The following is an 18,362-nucleotide window of genomic DNA, read 5'->3' on the forward strand; positions in this document are numbered from 1 at the left end:
TTATTCAGTGATGGTAGGGGTCGGCGGCGTCCCTGAGGCCGTCGCCGACGAAGTTGAACGCCAGCACGACGAGCACCACGGGCGCGATCGGCCACAGCAGCCACGGCTGCAGGTTGACCGCGGCGAGGTTCTGCGCCTCGTTCAGGAGCACGCCCCAGCTCGTCACCGGCGGCCGCAGGCCGAGCCCGAGGAACGACAGCGCCGTCTCGCCCAGGATCATCGACGGGATCGACAGCGTGGCGGAGGCGATCAGGTGACTCATGAAATTGGGAATGAGATGGCGCGCGATGATGCGTGAGCGCGACGCGCCCATCAGCTCCGCCGCCTTGACGAAATCCTCCTCGCGCAGCGCCAGCAGCTTGGAGCGCACCGCCCGCGCCAGGCCCGGCCAGTCGAGCAGACCGAGGATGATGGTGATGCCGAAGAATACGCCGATCGGCGACCAGTTGGCCGGCAGCGCGGCGGAGAGCGCGAGCCACAGCGGCAGCTCCGGCAGCGAGCGCACGATCTCGATCAGCCGCTGGATGGCGTTGTCGACCCAGCCGCCGAGATAGCCGGCGACGCCGCCGAAGAAGAGGCCGAGCGCGAACGACACCGCGATGCCGACAAGGCCGATGGTCAGCGATATGCGCGCGCCGTAGACGATGCGCGACAAAAGGTCCCGCCCCAGCCTGTCGGTGCCGAGCAGGAAGAACGTCCCGTCCTCGGGCGGGCACACGAGGCGGAAACGGGCTTCCCAACCCCCCCAGAACAGATAGGGCGAGCCCTGGCAGAAGAAGCGCAGGCGCTGGGGCGTCGTGCGGTCCACCACGTAGTCGCGGGTGAACGTCTCCTTGTTGAAGGTGAAGCTGTAGGGATAGACGAACGGCCCCACGAACGCGCCCTCGTGGAAGAGGTGCACCGGCTGCGGCGGCGCGTAGAGGAAATCGCCGTTGCGTTCCGACTGCCCGTGGGGCGCGATCACCTCCACGAAGGGAACCGCGGCATAGAACAGCAGCAGCACGAGCATGGATGCCACTGCCAGCCGGTTGCGGCGGAACTTGCGCCAGATCAGCGCCAGGGACGAAGCGCGATTCAGCCGCTCGTCGGCGTGGCGGCCGGGGTCGGACGCGCCCGGATCGAAGGGCGCGGGATCGACGTAGTGGGAGGGCGCGGGGGCGTTGCTCACGGTTCAGCGCTCCCCGAGGCGGATGCGCGGGTCGAGCCACGCCAGCAGCAGGTCGGAAATCAGCATGCCCACGACGGTGAGCAGCGCCACGAACATCAGGATGAAGCCGGCGAGATACTGATCCTGCGATTTCAGCGCCGCGAGCAGGATCGGCCCCACCGTCGGCAGGCTCATGACGAGCGACACCAGCACCGATCCCGACACAAGCTGCGGCAGCAGGTTGCCGATATCGGCGATGAAGGGGTTGAGCGCCATGCGGAACGGGTATTTCATCAGCGCCCGGCGCTCCGGCAGGCCCTTGGCGCGGGCGGTGATGTAATATTGCTTGCCGAGCTCGTCGAGCAGGTTGGCGCGCATGCGCCGGATCATCGCCGCCGTGCCGCCGAGCCCGATGACGATGGTGGGCACGATGAGATGCTCGCCAAGCGAGCGGATCTTGGCCCATGTCCACGGCTCGCCGGCGAATTCCGGGTCGTAGAGGCCACCGATCGAGATGCCGAACCACAGGTTCATGTAGTAGAGCAGGATGAGCGCCAGCAGGAAGCTCGGCGTCGCGAGCCCGATGTAGCCGAACAGCGTCGCCAGATAGTCGCCGAACGAGTACTGGCGGCGCGCCGAATAGATGGCGATGGGGATCGCCACGACGTGCACGAAGAGCACCGTGGTGAGGTTGAGCACCAGCGTCAGCCACAGCGCGTCGCCCAGCACGTCGGCCACCGGGCGGTCGTATTCGAACGACCAGCCCCAGTTGCCCTGCAGCAGGCCGGAATAGGTGCCGGCAGTCCCCGGCCACAGGCCGACCCAGGCGAGATACTGCTCCCACACCGGCCGGTCGAGGCCGTATTGGGTGATCAGGAATTCGGCCCGCGCGGCGGCCGAGGCATCCCCCTGCGCCTTCAGCTCGGCGATCTGGTTGGTGAGATAGTCGCCCGGCGGCAGCTTGATGATGACGAACACCACCGCGCTGATGACGAGGAGCGTAACGGCCATGGTCGCGAGACGCCCGGCGAGATAACGGATCATGAGCGTGTCGCTCCGCGTTTCTCCGGCGTGTCCCAGAACAGCGCGTCCATGCGGTAGATGCCGAACAGCGCCGTCGGCTCCCAGCTGTAGACCGCCTCGTGCGGCATGTTGCGCAGCCCGTTCCTGATCACGATGGGCTGCAACGCGCCCGCAACGGTGCCGATGATCCATTGCTGGTCGGCATGCAGATCGAGCATCGCACGCCAGATCTGCGCCTTGCGCGTGCCATCGGCCTGCGCCAGCCACTCGTCGTAGAGCGCGAGCAGCCGGCGCGGCACTTCCATGTCGCAGGCTTCGCCGGCCTTGCCGCCGGTCTCGACGTACTGCCCCCATCGGGGCCAGGCGTAATTGTCCTGATACACCGGGGCGAGGCCCGTCGGCACCATCTCGCCGGTGGGCACCGCGTTCTCCAGGCCGGGGGCTGCGATCATCGCCGGCAGGCCGGAATAGGCGCGGTTGCGCAGCACGGTCCTGTCCTGGGGCTTGATGAAGAGCTTGATGCCGATATCGCGCCAGAACTCGGCGATGAGCTGCAGCGCATCGACGGCGGCGGCGAAATCGCCTTCCACCTCGACGACGATCTCGAGGATGCGTCCGTCCGCGAGCAGGCGCACGCCCCCGGCCCCGCGCGCGTCGAGGCCGGCCTCGTCCAGGAAGGCGCTCGCCCGGGCCGGATCGTATTGCGCGTACCGGCTGCGGTAGTGCGGCTCGAACAGGGCCGAGCCCTCGCGCACCGTGTTGTTGCCCTCGGTGCCGAGGCCGAAGAAGAGCGCGTTGTTCACCGTCTTGCGGTCGATGCCGAGCGACAGCGCGCGCCGGAAGCGCACGTCGCGGTTGAGCTCCCGCCAGACCGGATCGATGGCGGTGAGATTGGGATAGAGCGCCACCTCCGAGCCGCGCGCGATGGGCCACGTCAGCGTGCGATACCCTTGCGCCTTCTCGCCCTGCTTGAGCACCGGGATATCCGCCATGGCGAGGCCGCGCGACATCAGGTCCGTCTCGCCGGCGTTGGCCTTGGCTGCGAAGAGCCCCGGCGCGGCGAGGTCGATGACGATCTCGTCCACGTAGGGGAGCCGATGGCCCTTGGGGTCGACGCGGTGATAGTGCGGGTTGCGCACGAAAACGAAGCGGTTCGCCTGCCCGCGCGTGATCACGCGCCAGGGATAGACGGTGGGCATGTCCGGGTTGGCGTCGTCGCCCATGCTGTCATGGCGGTTGTGCAGCGCCGCCCACGAGCGCGCGCCCGCCGCCGCCACGCGCGCGGCGAGTTCGGCGGCAGCGGCGTGCCGGGCGTGGAAGTCGCGCATGTAGTGGGCCGGGGTGTAGATCAGCGGATCGCGCGGGCCCGCCAGCGACGGCAGGAAACGCGGGTTGGGCGCCTCCCAGGTGTAGCGCACGCGCTTCGCATCCAGCACGTCGAACACGGGCGGCTGGCCCTGCACCAGCATGAACTGCGGCGGGCCGGCCGGGTTGAGCTCCGGATGCAGCGCCACGTCCTCCCACCAGTAGCGAAAATCCTCGGCCGTGAAGGGCGCCCCGTCCGACCACCGGTGCCCGGCGCGCAGGTGGAAGGTGAAGCGGCGCCCCTCCTCGACATCGACGGCGCGCAGCAGGTCGGGCTGCGGGCGCAGGTGACGGTCGTAGCCGACGAGCCGCGTATAGGACATGGTGGCGAGATAGCGGATGTCGCGGGCGCGCGGCGCCAGCGTCACGATCCGCCCGCCCGGCACGCCGATCTCGCCGCCCTCGATGCGCGGATCGTAGACGAGCGGTTCGTCCGGCAGGCCATTCCCCGGCTGCGCCGGCCTCTCGGCCGCCCGGCAGGCGTCGACGGAAAGAACCTCGCGCCCGGTCAGTGCCGCCGCCGCGCCGCCGAGGAGGAGAAGAGCCCGCCGCCGGTCCAGCATCACGCCGCCTCCCCCACCGCATGCACGCCCGTGCGCACCAGATGCCCGCCGCCGAGATCCTGCATCGCCCCCGCCTGCCCGCCGACGAGGCGGAACGGCAGCGGCCACGATGCCGGATCGGAAAAGCCGCCGCTGCGCAGCGCGGCGAAATCGAGCGGCCGGTCGAGATCGGGGCTCGGCACCGCCGCGAGCAGCGCCTGGGTGTAGGGATGATGCGGGTGGGCGAACAGCAGGCGCTTGGGCGCCTGCTCCACGATATAGCCGCGGCACATCACGGCGATCTCGTCGGCGATATAATCCACCACGGCGAGATTGTGCGACACGAACAGGTAGGAGAGCCCGATGGCCGCCTGCAGATCCTTGAGCAGGTTGAGCACCTGCGCCTGCACCGACACGTCGAGCGCCGACACGGGCTCGTCGCACAGCAGCACCTTCGGTTCGAGCGCCAGCGCCCGCGCGATGCCGAGCCGCTGGCGCTGGCCGCCGGAGAACGAATGCGGATAGCGCTTGAGGTGCGATCGCTCCAGCCCCACCAGCCCCATCAGCTCGCCCGCGCGTGCCGAGCGCGCCCGCTCGTCCCCGACGCCGTGGATGCGCAGCGGCTCGGTCAGGATCTCGTAGGCGGTCATGCGTGGGTTGAGCGAGGAGAACGGGTCCTGGAACACGAACTGGACATGGCGGCGGAAGGCCATCAGGTCGTCGCCCGCGAGGTCCGCTATGTCGCATTCCCCGCTGCCGCCGTCGAAGAACACGCGCCCCTCCGTCGGCGCGATGGCGCGCATGACGATCTTCGACAGCGTGGTCTTGCCGCAGCCCGATTCGCCGACGAGGCCGAGCGTCGTGCCCCGCCGCACCGCCAGGCTGACGTTCGCGACCGCCCGCACCTCCCCCACCTTCCGGCGCATGAAGCCGGCGCGGCGGGCGAACACCTTCGACACCTCCTCGATGCGCAGTACCGTTCCGTTCCGGGGGATGGCCTGATGCGCCGGCGCGGCGGGGATGGGGGCGATCTCGCGCAGGGGCGTCAGGCGCTCGTGCGGTTTCATGGCGAAGCGCGGCACGGCGTTGAGCAGCGCCCGCAGATACGGATGGCGCGGATCGCGAAACAGCGCGTCGCGCGTGCCCGATTCCACGATGCGGCCGCGATACATCACCGCCATGGCATCCGCCATGTTGGCGACGACGCCGAGATCGTGGGTGATCAGCAGGATCGCCATGCCGGTTTCGCGCTGGAGATCCTGCATCAGATCGAGGATCTGCGCCTGGGTGGTCACGTCAAGCGCCGTCGTCGGCTCGTCGGCGATCAGCAGCGCCGGGCGGCAGACGAGCGCCATGGCGATCATCGCCCGCTGGCGCATGCCCCCCGACAGCTCGAACGGATAGGTGTCGAACACCCGCGCCGGATCGGAAAAGCCGACGCGCGCGAACACCGCTTCCGACTGTTCGCGCGCCTGCGCCCGGCTGACGCGGCGGTGCAGCCGCACCGCCTCCGCCACCTGATCGCCCACCGTGTGCAGCGGCGACAGCGACGTCATCGGTTCCTGGAAGATCATGGCGATGCGCCCGCCGCGCAGGTCGCGCATGATGGCGCTCTCGCCGTCGAGGCTCGCGATCTCGGCCCGCTTGCCGTTCTGCGGGTCGAGGAAGGTGATGGCGCCGCCGGCGATGCGCGCCGATTTCGGCAGGATGCGCAGGATCGCCTGCGCCGTCACGGACTTGCCGGACCCCGATTCGCCGACGAGCGCCAGCGTCTGGCCGGGAAAGACGTCAAACGATACGCCGTGGAGCGCGCGGAAAGGCTCGCCCTCGCCGGCGAACTCGATGGCGAGATTGCGCACCGCCAGCAAAGGCGACGATCGAAACGCCGGTTTCGGCGTTATGGAAAGCTGTCCCGCCACGAAGCCCCACTCCCACCGGTCGGTATACCGGCAACGACCGTATGCATCGACGCAATGAATAAGGCCTTTTACATGATATCATTGTGTCTTCGCATGTAAAAACAGTCCGCGCGCGTCGGAACGCGTAACCGCCCGGTGGCCCAGCAGAAAAGCCAGCAGCCCGTCGACCCAGGTCCAGGTGTCCTCGTCCTGGGCGAGGTGATGGGTCAAGAGGCCGAGGACGACGGGTCCCCCGCCGGCCGTCTGCGCCCGCACGGCGGCCGTGGCCTGCGCGTCGATGCGCGCGCGCTCCGCGAGCCCGCCGCCCGCGTGCCACGCGACCGGATCGACGTGGGTGTTGGCGACGGCAAGCCCCGGCGCTTCCGGCGCGGCCTGCCATGCGCGGCCGAAGGTGGAGAGGCCGCGATAGCCGCAGCCGGCGAGGCGGCCGGCAAGCCCGCTGTCGATCCGGTTCCACGGCGGCACGAACACCGGCAGCAACGCGTCGCCGAAACGCGCCGCCGCCAGCCGCAGCGCCTCTCCTGCATCGCGCTCCGACGCCTCAGGCGGCCGGTGTGGGCCAAACTCGGCCTTCTTCTCGCCTGCCGGCGCGTGGTTGGCGTGCGAGAGGCCGTGGACCAGCACCGAGGCCAGCGGCTCTGCGGCGAGACGCGCGGCGAGCGGCCCATCGGCCCGCGCCGGGATGGCGGCGATGGCGACGGGCATCGCGTGCCGGCGCGCCAGCGCCAGCAGGCGGTCGAGGGCAGGCGTAGGCGTCACCGCATCGTCGTCCCGCCACCACAGGGCGACCTCGCGGCCTGCGGCCGCCGTCTCGTCAAGGACCTTGGCGAGCCGGGGCAGCGGCGCGGCGCCGTAGCGCCCGATGATGGCGACGCTGCGGGCGATGCCGTCGCGGCCGATCGCAGGCGCCTCCGGCAGCGGCCGCGCAAGGGCCTCCCGCACGGCCCGCGCCAGCGTTTCGGGAGAGAGCGTGTCCTCGCCGACGACGCCGAACGGCCACACGCCCGCCCGCGACAGCCCCTCGGCGCGCAGGCGCTGCTCGGTCTCATGGCCCGCCTCGAACGGCACCAGCACCGAGCGCACGCGCGCATTGAGCACGTCGACCACCGTGTTGTACCCCGCCTGGCTGACGGAAACCGCCGCCCGCGCCAGCAATGAGGAAAAATCCGCCCGCGTGCGCTCCACCGTCACGTGGCCGGGCGCGGCCTCTCCCAGCGCCGCGAACGCATCCGCCGCGACGCCGCGCCCGACGAGAAGCCGCCAGCGACGCTCCGTCACGCGATCCGCCGCCCCCAGCGCCGCCCGGAACAGCGGCAGGGACGCCGCGCTGCCGCCGCCCGAGACGACGATCTCGCCGCAACCGTCCGTCCCGTCATCGACGGCGCGCGCCGCCGTGTCGTCCACATAGCCGGTATAGTCCAGCAGCGGCGCGATTTCGGGCGTCACCGGCCAGGAGCACTCCAGCGGCAGCACCTCATCATCGCCGTGCACCAGCACGCCGTCGTAATGGGCGAGAAGCCGGGCGTGGGCTTGCGTCACGCGCCCCTCGCGGGCGGGGGCGACCAGCACGTCGCGGATGGAACTCAGCACCACGGGCTGCGGCCGTTGCCGGCGCGCCGCCTCGATGAGCGCCAGAAATTCGTCCGCCAGCGCCCGCCGGCCGAAGGGAAACAGCTCCGTGACGACGACATGCGGCCGTGTCCGCGCCAGGACCTCCAGCAGCAGCCCGCGCCGTTCCGCCCGCAGCGCCTGCCCGGCGGGCTCGCCGTCCTCGCCGAGCAGCGCCGAGAAGGCCGTGCCCACGATATGCACCGGCGGCAGCTGGATGAAGCGGATGCCCGTAGTGGCCACCAGCGGCGCAGGGTTGCCCCCCGACACCAGCGTCACCTCGTGTCCGGCCCGCGCGAGGCCGCGCGCGATCGCCGCCGCCCGCGCCAGATGGCCGACACCGAGCAGATGCGTCACCGCGATCAGCACCCGCAGGCTCATGCCGGTCCCCCGCCGATTGCCGGTCCCCCGCTGATTGCCAGTCCCCTGCCGATGAGGGGCGTGAGCGCATCGCGCAGGATCCGCGCCGCGCCGGCGAGATTGCGCCCGCCGCGCACCAGCGCGTGTGCCCGCTCGCCCAATGTCCGGCGGGCAGCGGGGTCGCCGGCGAGCCGTTCCAGCGCCCGGGCGAAGGCGTCGACGTCGCCCGGCGGCACCAGCACGCCGGTCTCGCCGTCGATGACGACGCTCGCGACGCCGCCGTAAGAGCCGGCGAGCGCCGGGCAGCCGTGCGCCGCCGCCTCCAGAAAGGCCATGCCGTAGGCTTCGTTGACCGCCGGCCACACCAGCAGGTCGGCCGCCTCGTAGAGCGCGCCGAGCGCCTGCGGGTCGGCCACCAGACCGGCGAAGCGCACGCGGCCCCCGAAGGCTGCGAAAAGGCCCTCCACCTCGGCGCGCGCCGGGCCGTCGCCGGCGATGGCGAGCCGCCACGGCCGCTCCACCAGCGCCAGCGCCCGCGCGAGCTGCCGGTAGCTCGCCAGCTTGTCGCCACGGCGCATCATCGCCACCGCCAGCAGGTGGATCTCCTCCCGGCGCGGGCGCGGGCAGAATGGCGCATCTGCCGCCTCCACGAAGGGCGGCAGGTCGATGAGGCGCTGATGGGCCGGGCGGCCGCACTGCAGCGCCGGGCGGTCCTTCGCGGTCATGACGAAGATCGCGTCGGCCGCGTCGAGCGCCGTCTCGTTCAGCGCATGCGCCGCCGCGAACGGCCCCCTGGCGCGGGAGGGCGCGCGGGACGCCTCGGCGACGCAGTAGGGAATGCCGAGCGCGCGCGCCACCGCCGGCCCCAGCCCGTCCACGGCCTTGTAATAGCAGTGATAGGTGAACCACAGGCGTGGCGGCGTTTGCGCGCCGGCGCGGTAGCCGTCGAGCAGCCGCGCTGCTTCCGCGTGGGCGGCCGCGTCGACGGCGGCCCGCGCTCCCGGTTCACCGGTGGGCTCGTAGGCGCGCAGCCGGCTCTCCAGCCGCGGCGCGAAGCCAGCGCTTTCCAGGGCGGCGAACAGCAGCCGGGCCATGCGCCGATCGCCCGAGGCCACCGGATGATCGGGCGCCTTCAGCGGCGCGTAGAACGCGATCACGCCACGGGGTCCCGCTGCACCGGGGCGAAGGAGGCCGCGACGCCGAGCGCTGCCCGCAGCCGCGCCTCGATGATGTCGATGCCCGTCTCCATGGCGAAGTCCTCGCGCAGGCGGTCGGCGGCGGCGAAGCCGAGCAGCGCGCGCCGTTCGGGATCGCGGGCGAGCATGTTGATGGCGTTGGCGAGCAGGTCCCACCGCGCCGGCGGCACGAGCACGCCCTCCTTTCCGTCGCGGATGAACTCGGGGATGCCGGCAAAGTCGGTGGCTACGATGGCGAGGCTCTGGCTCGCCGCCTCCATGATGACGTTGGGCAGGCCGTCGCGGTCGCCCGCCTCGCCTTCCTTGGAGGGCAGCACGAACAGGTCCGCCTCGCGGATCAGCGAGATGACACCCGGCTGCGGCCGCGAGCCGAGGAACACGACCTTGTCGCCGATGCCCTCGCGCACGGCCTGCGCCTTCAGCTCATCGAGCAGCGCGCCGCCGCCGATGTGGGCGAAGCGCCAGTGCAGGCCTTCCGGCAGCGCGGCAAGGGCCGAGAGCAGATCGTCGAACCCCTTCTTCGCCACCGCGCGGCCGACGGAAACGATCCGTACTGGATCGGCGGGGTCGGAGCCGTCGCGCCCGGAAGGTTCCGGCGGCGCCGGGAACCGGCACAGGTCGAGCCCGTGATAGGCGAGCGCGACGTGATCGCGGCGCGGCGCGCGTTCGGTGAGGTGCTCCCACCCCGCCTGCGTGCATGTGACGCCCCAGAGCGAATCGGCGAGCTTTTCGCGCTTTTCCCAATCCGGTGTGGTCCAGATGTCCTTGGCGTGCGCCGAGAAGCTCCAGGTGATGCCGCGCAGCATCGCCGCATAGCGGGCGACGGAGGCCGGCGTGTGCAGGAAATGCGCGTGCAGATGCCCGATGTCGGCCGGCAGCTCCCGCGCCATGACGAACGCCTGCCCCAGCCGGCGGATGCGGTTCAGCGTGCGGTCGCGGGCGAAGTCGCGCCGGAACTGCCGCATCGCCGCCGGAAAGCCGGCGAGGCCGAGGCTCGCCAGAAACCCGCGCAGCACCCTGAGCGGCGCGTGGTGCAGGTATTCCGGCAGGTAGGTGACGCGGGCGGTGATCACCTGATGGACGGGATGGACGGCCTTGTCGGTCGGCCGGCGCAGGGACCATATCTCGAACGGCAGATCGCGCTGCTGCAGGGCGAGCAGTTCCTGGGCGATGAAGGTTTCGGACAATCGCGGATAGCCCTTGACCACCACCGCGATGCGGCGGGACGGCTTCTTTCTGCTTTTGTCGATCGATGGCGCTTCGGTCATTCAGTGGTCATTCAGCCGCCTGTATAGGAATTTCCTCGGGATGGTGCTCCTCCTTTCGGAAGGATGCAAGCCGATCCTTGACGACCTCGAGTCCGTCGAGCAGGCCCGGAATGACGACGTCCGACGGCCGGCCCTGGCCCGGCAGGTTCCGAATCGCCGCCGCCATGCGGGCCGGATCGCGCGCGCCGCCCTCTTCCGAGAGCATCCGCACGAGGCCGATCTGTTCCGCCGCCACGGCGCGGATGTGCTGTTCGAGGCGCGGGCGCGTGCGCGGCACGATGAGCGCCCGCTTGTCGAACGACAGCAGCTCGCAGAACGTGTTGTAGCCCCCCATGGCGACGACGCCGGCGGCGCGGTCCATCAGGACTTCGAGCTTGGCGTCGAAGCCGATCGCGTCGAGCTGCGGGATGGCGGCGATGCGTGCCATGAAGCCGCTGCGCCGGTCCCGGTTGATGAACGGCCCGAACACGATGAGCGCCGGAATCGCGGGCGCGTCCGCGCTCTCGTAGGCGGATATCACCCAGTCGATGACGTCCTCGCCGTCGCCGCCGCCGCCGGTCGTCACCAGCACGAACGAATCGTGGGTGATGTCGGGATAGCGGGAGAAGCACGATTCGCGCGGCAGCTCGCGGCGCAGATAGCCCGTATAGACGATCCGGCGCGCCACGTCGGGCGCGAGATCGAACGCCGCCAGCGGCTCGTGCACCTGCGGCAGACCGTAGATCCAGATCTCGTCGTAGTAGCGGTCGAGCGCCTGGATGGCGCTCTTGCGCTCCCATTCGACGGCGAGCGCATCCGGGTCGTCGAGAACGTCGCGGATGCCGAGCACGAGCTTCGCCCCCCGCGCGCGCAGCAGCTCCAGCGCCGGCAGCACCTCGCCGCGAAACCCCGTCGGCTCCTTGTCGACGATGAACAGGCCGGGCCGGAAAGTCTCCGCCGTGCGCGTGATGATATCGGCCCGCAGCCCGACCGCCTCGTCGAGGTCGAGGTTGAGATTGAGGCTGCGGTAGCCGCCGTCCGGCTGCTTGACGACGCCCGGGATGCGCACGTAGTCGACGCCGGGGCCGAATTCGTAGTTGCCGATGACGGGCGAGCCGGAGACGATCAGCACGGAGACGGCGGGATCGTCGGCCACCAGCGCGTTGGCGATGGCGCAGGCGCGCCGCAGATGCCCGAGGCCGAACGTGTCGTGACTGTAGATCATCACGCGCTGCCGCAGGCATTGTCCCGCACCGTCGTCGGTGCGGGAATATAAAACAACGCCATTCACCGCTACCATCGAGGACAGCCTCCCGATATCGTGATGATATGTAATGATATTATTCAAGGCACCCGGACCGGCGCCCCAGCAGGCCGCCCATCCGCAGCATGAACGGGAACTCGGGTCCAGGCAATCGTTCCATCGGACGGTAGGCAGATAAAATTTCAGCAGCGGCAAAGCAACGGATTTCTGCTGGAGGACGGTCCTTCCGTGCGAGCGGCCGGGCGCTGTCGGAACGCCTCCCGGCGGAGCCGCCCGGCCGGGCGCCGGGGAGACGGCGAGCCGGGCCCCCAGCGGGGCGCATGGCGGATCCCGGCGGCAACGCCTTGCACCGACGCGGGGAATGGGCCTATTCGTAACAATCGCAAGGTGCGTCCGTCCGCATTGCAGGATCGGGGAGACTATCTTGGAAAGATCGCTGTTCCGCTACATCTGGCGTCATTCCCGGCAGGACCAGATCGCGATCTTCATCGTCGTCATCGCCTCGCTGCCGTTCTACTTCCTGTCGCTCGACCTGCCGAAGCGCATCGTCAACGATGCCATCATGGGCGGCGCCTTCGCCGGCGGGGAGCGCGAGGTCCGGTTTCTCGACCTCAGCTTCACGTTGCCGGACTTCTTGGGCGGCGAGACGGTGACGCTGTTTCCGGGTATCTTCGTGGGGCAGGTCGGGCTGCTTTTCGGCCTGTCGTTCCTGTTTCTCGCCTTCGTGTGCATCAACGGCGGCTTCAAGTACTGGATCAACATCGCCAAGGGCGCGTTGGGCGAGCGCATGCTGCGGCGGCTGCGCTTCGATCTCTTCACCGCCACCCTGCGCTTCACCCCCGAGACGCTGCGCACCACCAAGGCCTCCGAGACCGCCACCATCATCAAGGACGAGGTGGAGCCGATCGGCGGCTTCATCGGCGACGCCTTCGTGCAGCCGCTGATGCTGTCCAGCCAGGCGCTGACGGCGATGACCTTCATCCTGATGCAGAGCGTGCCGCTCGGGCTGCTGGTGCTGTTCATCGTCGGCATCCAGTTCACCGTCATTCCGCGGCTGCGGCGCGTCCAGCTGCGGCTCGGCAAGGAGCGCCAGCTCGCCTCGCGGCTCCTGGCCGGGCGCATCGGCGAGGTCGTCGAGGGCATGGACGCCGTCCACACCAACGGCACCGGGCGGTGGGAGAGATCCGAGATCGGCGAACGCCTCTACGGCCTGTTCGACCTGCGCTTCCGCATCTACAAGTGGAAGTTCATGGTGAAGTTCCTGAACAACTTCCTGTCGCAGCTCACGCCGTTCTTCTTCTATTCGGTCGGCGGCTATCTGGCGCTGACCGGACGCCTCGACATCGGCCAGCTCGTCGCCGTGATCGCGGCCTACCGCGACCTGCCGCCGCCGCTCAAGGAACTCATCGACTGGGACCAGCAGCGCCTCGACGTGCAGATCAAATACGATCAGATCATCCAGCAGTTCATGCCCGAGCGCCTGCTGCCGGACGACGTGCCGACCACGCCGGAGCTCGCCGCCGTCCGCCTCGCCGGCCCGGTCGAGATCGAGAAATTGCGCGTGCAGGACCAGCACGGCACAGTGCTGATCGACGACGCTACCCTCGGCTGGTCCTATCCCGGCTTCGTCGCCCTCGTCGCCGGGCGCAGCGCCGAAGCCCGGGCCGCTCCCCACGCCGTTGCCGACGTGCTGGCGCGGCGCGTCCTGCCGGTCAGCGGGCATGTCACGGTTGCCGGCGAAGACTATCTCGCCCTGCCGGAAGACGTCACCGGCCGGCGCATCGCCTATGCCGGCGTGCAGGCGCGCCTGTTTCCCGGCAGCCTGCGCCACAACCTGCTCTACGGCGTGTTCCACAAGACGGCGCAGACCGATCCCGGGCGGAATGCGACGCTCAGCGACCTCGACAGGACGCGCGTGGCGGAGGCGCAGCGCACCGGCAATCCCCTCGACAGCCCTGCCGACGACTGGATCGACCGTTCCGCCATCGGCCTGCTTTCCCCCTCCGAACTCGACGCCGTGCTGCTGCGCAACCTCGCCCTGGCCGGCCTTGAGGACGACGTGTTCCATTTCGGCATCAACGGCCGGGTGGACACGGTGCGCTATCCGGAACTGGGAGAACGCATCGTGGAGGCGCGCCGGCATCTGCGCACACGCCTTGCGGCATGCGGCATGGCCGAGTTCATTGAGACATTCGATGAAAAACGCTACATAACCGTTTCCAGTATCGGCGAAAATCTGCTCTTCGGTGCATCGCGTAGCCCCCTCTTCAACGGGCTGGGCCGGGCGCGCAACCCGCTGATCCTGCGGACGCTCGACGCCGAGGGCCTGACCGGCGACCTGATCGCCATCGGCGCCGGCATCGCCTCGACCATGATGGAGATCTTTTCCGAGTTGCCGCACGGCCATCCGCTCGTGGCCCAGTTCTCGTTCCTGGCCTCGGACGAGACGGAGGAATACTCGGGCACGCTTCGCCGCTATCGGGCGCGGGGCGTGCGCGGCCTGAAGGCGGAGGAGCGCGCGCGTCTGCTGGCGCCCGCCTTCGACTATATCGAGCCGCGCCACCGCCTCGGCCTCCTCGACGACCGCATGCGGGAGCGCATCCTGCAGGCGCGCTGGCGCCTGCGCCGCGAGATCGAGCACGCCGGCACTCCCCACGATCTCGAACCCTATCGTGCCGATGCCCTGTGCCACAATGCGATGCTGCGCGACAACCTGCTGTTCGGCCGTGTCGATTTCGGCATCGCCAACGCGCGTCAGAACGTCATCGGGGTGGTGACCGACGTCATCGAGGACCTCGATCTGCGGCCGGCGGTCAGTGCGGTCGGCCTCGACTACGAGGTCGGGCCGGGCGGGCGCCTCCTCACCCTGCGGCAGCGGGCGGGGGTCGAGCTGGCACGCAGCATGGTCAAGCAGCCCGACATCCTGATTCTCGACGGCGGCCTCGCCGCCTATCCCGATTCCGAGGCGCCGGTCATCCTCGATCGCCTGTTCGACCTGATGCGCGACCGGAGCCTGATCGTGGTGACGGAGGAGGACGCAGATCTGGAGCGCTTCGACACCCTCGTCACCTTCCACGATACGGGCTCGGTCACGGTCGCCGACCGGCGCCGCGATCGCACCGTCGCGCGGCAGGCGGGCGAATGAACGTCGCCGCGCGACACGACCGCGCGGCGGAAACGCTTTATTTGTCGCCGTCACGCGCCTATCGTTCTCCGACGATCGATCTGGAGTTCCGGCATGAACCTCAACGCTGAAGCACAGGCCCTGCGGCAGGTTCCGATGTTTCGGAACATCGACATGAGCCGCCTCAAGCTGCTCGCCTTCACCAGCGAGCGGGTGCGCGTGCCCGCCGGGCATGTCCTCTTCAGGCGGGGCGACGCCTCCGACGCCGCCTACGTCATTCTGGAAGGCGAGGCCGAGGTGTTCATCGACACGCCGGCCGGACCTCTCAAGGTGACGGAATTCCACCCCCACGACATCATGGGCGAGATGGGCGTTCTGGCGGAAACGTCCCGCTCCGCCTCTGTCCGCGCCAAGACCGATCTTCTGGCGCTGCGCATCGACAAGCAGGTGTTCCTCGACCTGCTGCAGCAGTTCCCCCAGATCGCGATCGACGTCATGCGCGAACTCGCCCACCGGCTGGAGCGCACCACCGACCGCCTCGCCGCCACGGCACGGCCAGGCGGCCCGGCAACCGGCCCGGCATAGGCCGGCGTCCCCAAGCAAAACGCCCTCCAGCTCGAGAACCGGAGAGCGCCATTCGAGGTGTTATCCCGGAATGCGGCCGTCCGGGCGAGCCGGACGGCGGGATCATGCCGATCAGAAGTCGCGCTGCAGGCGCAGGCGGGTCTGGATCTGATCTTCCGAACGCTTGACGTAGTAGGGCTGGTTGTAGTCAACCACGTTGAAGCGGCTGCGCTCCAGACGGCCGTACAGCACTTCCACACCGATGTCGAACTTCGAAACCGGCGACCAGATCAGGGCCGTACCGGCCTGCCAGATGCTGAAATCGCGGAAGAGGGCGTTATCGAGCTTGACCGAGGAGTTGTAGCTCACGTCGGTGTAAGAGCCCCACAGGGTCGAACGAACGCTCGGGTTCCAGTAGTGCACGCCGGCGGCAATGACGTTCCAGCCGGAAGAGGTCTTGATGTCACCGTCGATCAGATAACCATCGGCAACGGCGTTGGTGATACGGCCAGCCGTGGTGCTTTCGGCAAGGCCGAGGTAGTTGAGAGCGCCGTCGGCATAGGCAGCCTGCAGCCACAGCACGTCACCCGCGCCGAGAGCCGGCAGCTTGACCCGCACACCGCCCTGGACGGCCCAGCCGTAGGTCGTGTCGACGCGCGAGCCCCAGCTGGCGCCCCACGGGGTGTAGATCGTACCGGAGTTGAGCTGGTGCACGGCGCCCGAGAGCTGCGCGCTACCCCAGTCCTGATCGGCGCGCAGGTTGGCGACGACGTCGGGCATACGCTGACCGGCAACGTCGTAGAAGCGTGCGTTGAGCTGACGGGCGTTGCGGTCTTCGAGCGAGATCGTGGCCGAGAAGCCCGCGCCGAACGACGCCGTGTAGGCCAACAGGTTGGTGGAAACGTCCGAGCCGGGCGAGCCGCCGAAGCTGCCCCAGTTCAGGTCGGAGGCGAAGAAGTCGAAGAACGACTGCGTCTGACCGGCGGTGATGCCGGCCCACTGGATGTAGGCCTTGTCGAGCAGCGCGCCGTTGCTGGTGCCCTGGTTGCCGCTGTTCCTGTCGATCTGGTAGCGCAAGTACGCACGCAGCGTGCCGAACTCGGTGGGCGTGCGGACGTCGACGTTCAGACGGGCGCGCGCCTTGACGCCTGTGGCGTCCCTGTAGCGGCCGTTGCCGGCGGCTAATACGTCCGCGTTGGTGTTCCGCGGCTCGATATAGACATAGTCGGCACGAAGGCGGCCAGAAAACTGGATGCAGGTATCGGTGCCGGGAACGTAGAAGAAGCCGGCTCCATGCGTCGAGCACACGCGGACATATTCGACCGGATCAGCCTTGGCGACCGGCAGATCAGCCGCCTGCGCGCCGGATATCGCAGCGAAACCGGCCGCAGTTCCCAGAAGAAGGCTCTTTGCGATCTTCATAATTGTTGTTCTCCAAAGGCAATGTCTATTCTGACGAAAACCCTGCTCGCCAGCGGAAGCACGCAGGGCAAATCGCAATTGCAGCCTCTCATTTGCTTCCAAGAATCAACGAGAGCAGCGCAACTTCTGCTCCGCAAGTTGTTTCATTCTGTGGCTGGACACAAGCCCGCTTCATGACATATTTGTCATTTTAAGATCAATTATAATCGCATGTTGCACAAATGACGCTAAATTGCGACGTTTCGGTCGCACAAGGACGGCGGATCTGCCGTTTCCGGCGGTGCAGACAAGACAGTGTCCCGCGCGCGTGCCCGGGCCGGGACAAGGGCGCCCGGAAGGTTATCGTAAAGATAGAATTAATAATGGAATCCGGCGTTGAAGCGTCCCCATTCCAAGTCCTCTCACAGCATCATCTCTCCCGCGCGCCGGTATTGCGCGAGCAACGGCTGATCGAACGGAACTCGCCTCGGAGAAAAAGCCGCCCGCCCGTCCCCGGCGAACGGACGCGCCGAGACCGCGACGGGCGCTCGGTCAGCCGGCCGGCAGGGGATGGATGAAGCGGAGGAGGCCGCGGGATATCCGGCGCGGCTTCATGAGAGGTGCAGGCCCCGGGGCGGGCCTGGTGGTGGGCGTAGTCCTGCGAGTACCGGTCTCTGCACAGGATTTCCCTGCTTTCCGGGAAGAAACAGGGAAATTTCGACGAAGTGGGCTGCCGAGTGCCATTTTTGAGGGAAATTACCCAGTGGGTTCTATGGCTTACGGCGAATTTCCCTAAACAGCAGAACAGGGAATTTTCTCGTGCCGGCAGGGAACGGGCCAGTGAGAGCAGGGTATCTGGCTATTAAGAACGCCTAACAAAACCTCCGGGGTGAGGATGCCGAGGGATTTTGGTCATTCTGCAAGGAGCCGAACGCAGTCGATGCTGGTTGCATCGGCGAGGATCGGCGACGTGGCAGGGGGCAAAAATCACCGGCCAGCCGACCCCGCGAGGTTTTGTTAGGCGTTCTAAGTTTAAGCGAGATGACCGAGGCGCCTTTAGGGTTGAGCCTCAACGTAGCCAGCATGTGACGAGCGCAGCGAGGCATAGAGAGGCGAGATAGTTTCTGGCCAGCTTGTCATATCTGGTTGCGATGCGCCTGAAGTCCTTGAGGCGGCAGAACATGCGCTCAATGGCATTGCGTTTTTTGTAGCGCTTTTTATCAAATGGGTGCAGATACTTGCGGTCATCCTTGTTAGGGATGACCGCCCGTGTCCCCCGGTTTTCCAGTTCCTCGCGCAACCAGTCGCTGTCATAGGCCTTGTCGGCCAACAGTTCATTGGCGGGCGGTACGGCATCCAGCATGACGGGCAGCATCTTGATGTCGGCGGCCTGCCCGGGAGTGAGCGCAAGGACGAGAGGCCGGCCTTTGCCGTCGCTCAGGGCATGGATCTTAGTCGTTCGACCACCGCGGGAGCGACCAATCGCCTGACATTGCTCCCCCTTTTTTCGGCGCCGGCCGCCGAGCGGTGCGCCTTGATGTGGGTGCTGTCGGCCAGAAGCTGACGTGGGGTGCGCTGGTCGCCGGTCAGGGCAGCGTAGAT

The 18,362-nt window shown here is 68.4% G+C and carries 11 protein-coding genes and 1 pseudogene; 2 read left to right on the plus strand and 10 right to left on the minus strand.

The genetic code is table 11. The features are described 5' to 3' along the window. Positions 1–4: 4 nt before the first annotated feature. The 8 genes from ACUSIJ_RS01895 to ACUSIJ_RS01930 all read right to left on the minus strand — a co-directional run bounded on the left by ACUSIJ_RS01895 (position 5) and on the right by ACUSIJ_RS01930 (position 11,632). Positions 5–1,168, minus strand: a complete 1,164-nt coding sequence (locus ACUSIJ_RS01895) for an ABC transporter permease (RefSeq protein ID WP_449306643.1) — start codon at positions 1,166–1,168, stop codon at positions 5–7. 3 nt (positions 1,169–1,171) lie between these two features. After that, the gene (locus ACUSIJ_RS01900; RefSeq protein WP_449306644.1) at positions 1,172–2,191 is read right to left on the minus strand and encodes an ABC transporter permease; all 1,020 of its coding nucleotides are present in this window, start codon (positions 2,189–2,191) and stop codon (positions 1,172–1,174) included. Beyond that, complete coding sequence (locus ACUSIJ_RS01905; RefSeq protein WP_449306645.1) at positions 2,188–4,098, minus strand: ABC transporter substrate-binding protein; 1,911 nt, start codon at positions 4,096–4,098, stop codon at positions 2,188–2,190. Before ACUSIJ_RS01905 ends, ACUSIJ_RS01900 begins: the two co-directional genes overlap by 4 nt. Continuing rightward, the gene (locus ACUSIJ_RS01910) at positions 4,098–5,996 is read right to left on the minus strand and encodes an ABC transporter ATP-binding protein (RefSeq protein ID WP_449306646.1); all 1,899 of its coding nucleotides are present in this window, start codon (positions 5,994–5,996) and stop codon (positions 4,098–4,100) included. Before ACUSIJ_RS01910 ends, ACUSIJ_RS01905 begins: the two co-directional genes overlap by 1 nt. A 78-nt stretch (positions 5,997–6,074) precedes the next feature. Beyond that, on the minus strand, positions 6,075–7,985 hold the full coding sequence (locus tag ACUSIJ_RS01915; RefSeq protein ID WP_449306647.1) for a glycosyltransferase: 1,911 nt from the start codon (positions 7,983–7,985) through the stop codon (positions 6,075–6,077). After that, the gene (locus tag ACUSIJ_RS01920; RefSeq protein WP_449306648.1) at positions 7,982–9,121 is read right to left on the minus strand and encodes a glycosyltransferase family 4 protein; all 1,140 of its coding nucleotides are present in this window, start codon (positions 9,119–9,121) and stop codon (positions 7,982–7,984) included. Before ACUSIJ_RS01920 ends, ACUSIJ_RS01915 begins: the two co-directional genes overlap by 4 nt. Beyond that, on the minus strand, positions 9,118–10,428 hold the full coding sequence (locus tag ACUSIJ_RS01925) for a glycosyltransferase family 4 protein (protein ID WP_449306649.1): 1,311 nt from the start codon (positions 10,426–10,428) through the stop codon (positions 9,118–9,120). The genes ACUSIJ_RS01920 and ACUSIJ_RS01925 overlap by 4 nt, the downstream gene beginning before the upstream one ends. Positions 10,429–10,435: 7 nt before the next feature. Then, a complete protein-coding gene (locus tag ACUSIJ_RS01930; RefSeq protein ID WP_449306650.1) occupies positions 10,436–11,632 on the minus strand; it encodes a glycosyltransferase family protein in 1,197 nt (398 codons plus the stop codon). A 463-nt stretch (positions 11,633–12,095) separates the two neighbouring features. On the opposite strand from ACUSIJ_RS01930, the gene ACUSIJ_RS01935 reads away from it, so the two are divergent. Both ACUSIJ_RS01935 and ACUSIJ_RS01940 read left to right on the plus strand, forming a co-directional pair. After that, positions 12,096–14,816, plus strand: coding sequence for an ABC transporter transmembrane domain-containing protein (locus tag ACUSIJ_RS01935; protein ID WP_449306651.1), 2,721 nt, complete (start codon positions 12,096–12,098; stop codon positions 14,814–14,816). Between the two features lie 93 nt (positions 14,817–14,909). Then, positions 14,910–15,380, plus strand: a complete 471-nt coding sequence (locus ACUSIJ_RS01940; RefSeq protein ID WP_449306652.1) for a cyclic nucleotide-binding domain-containing protein — start codon at positions 14,910–14,912, stop codon at positions 15,378–15,380. A 111-nt stretch (positions 15,381–15,491) separates the two neighbouring features. Here the strand turns inward: ACUSIJ_RS01940 and ACUSIJ_RS01945 are convergent, their stop codons facing one another. Both ACUSIJ_RS01945 and ACUSIJ_RS01950 read right to left on the minus strand, forming a co-directional pair. Then, a complete protein-coding gene (locus tag ACUSIJ_RS01945; RefSeq protein WP_449306653.1) occupies positions 15,492–16,781 on the minus strand; it encodes a porin in 1,290 nt (429 codons plus the stop codon). A 1,048-nt stretch (positions 16,782–17,829) separates the two neighbouring features. Further along, a pseudogene (locus ACUSIJ_RS01950) lies at positions 17,830–18,362 on the minus strand (IS5 family transposase); the annotation flags it as partial.

The sequence above is a fragment of the Pseudochelatococcus sp. B33 genome, from assembly GCF_053570585.1.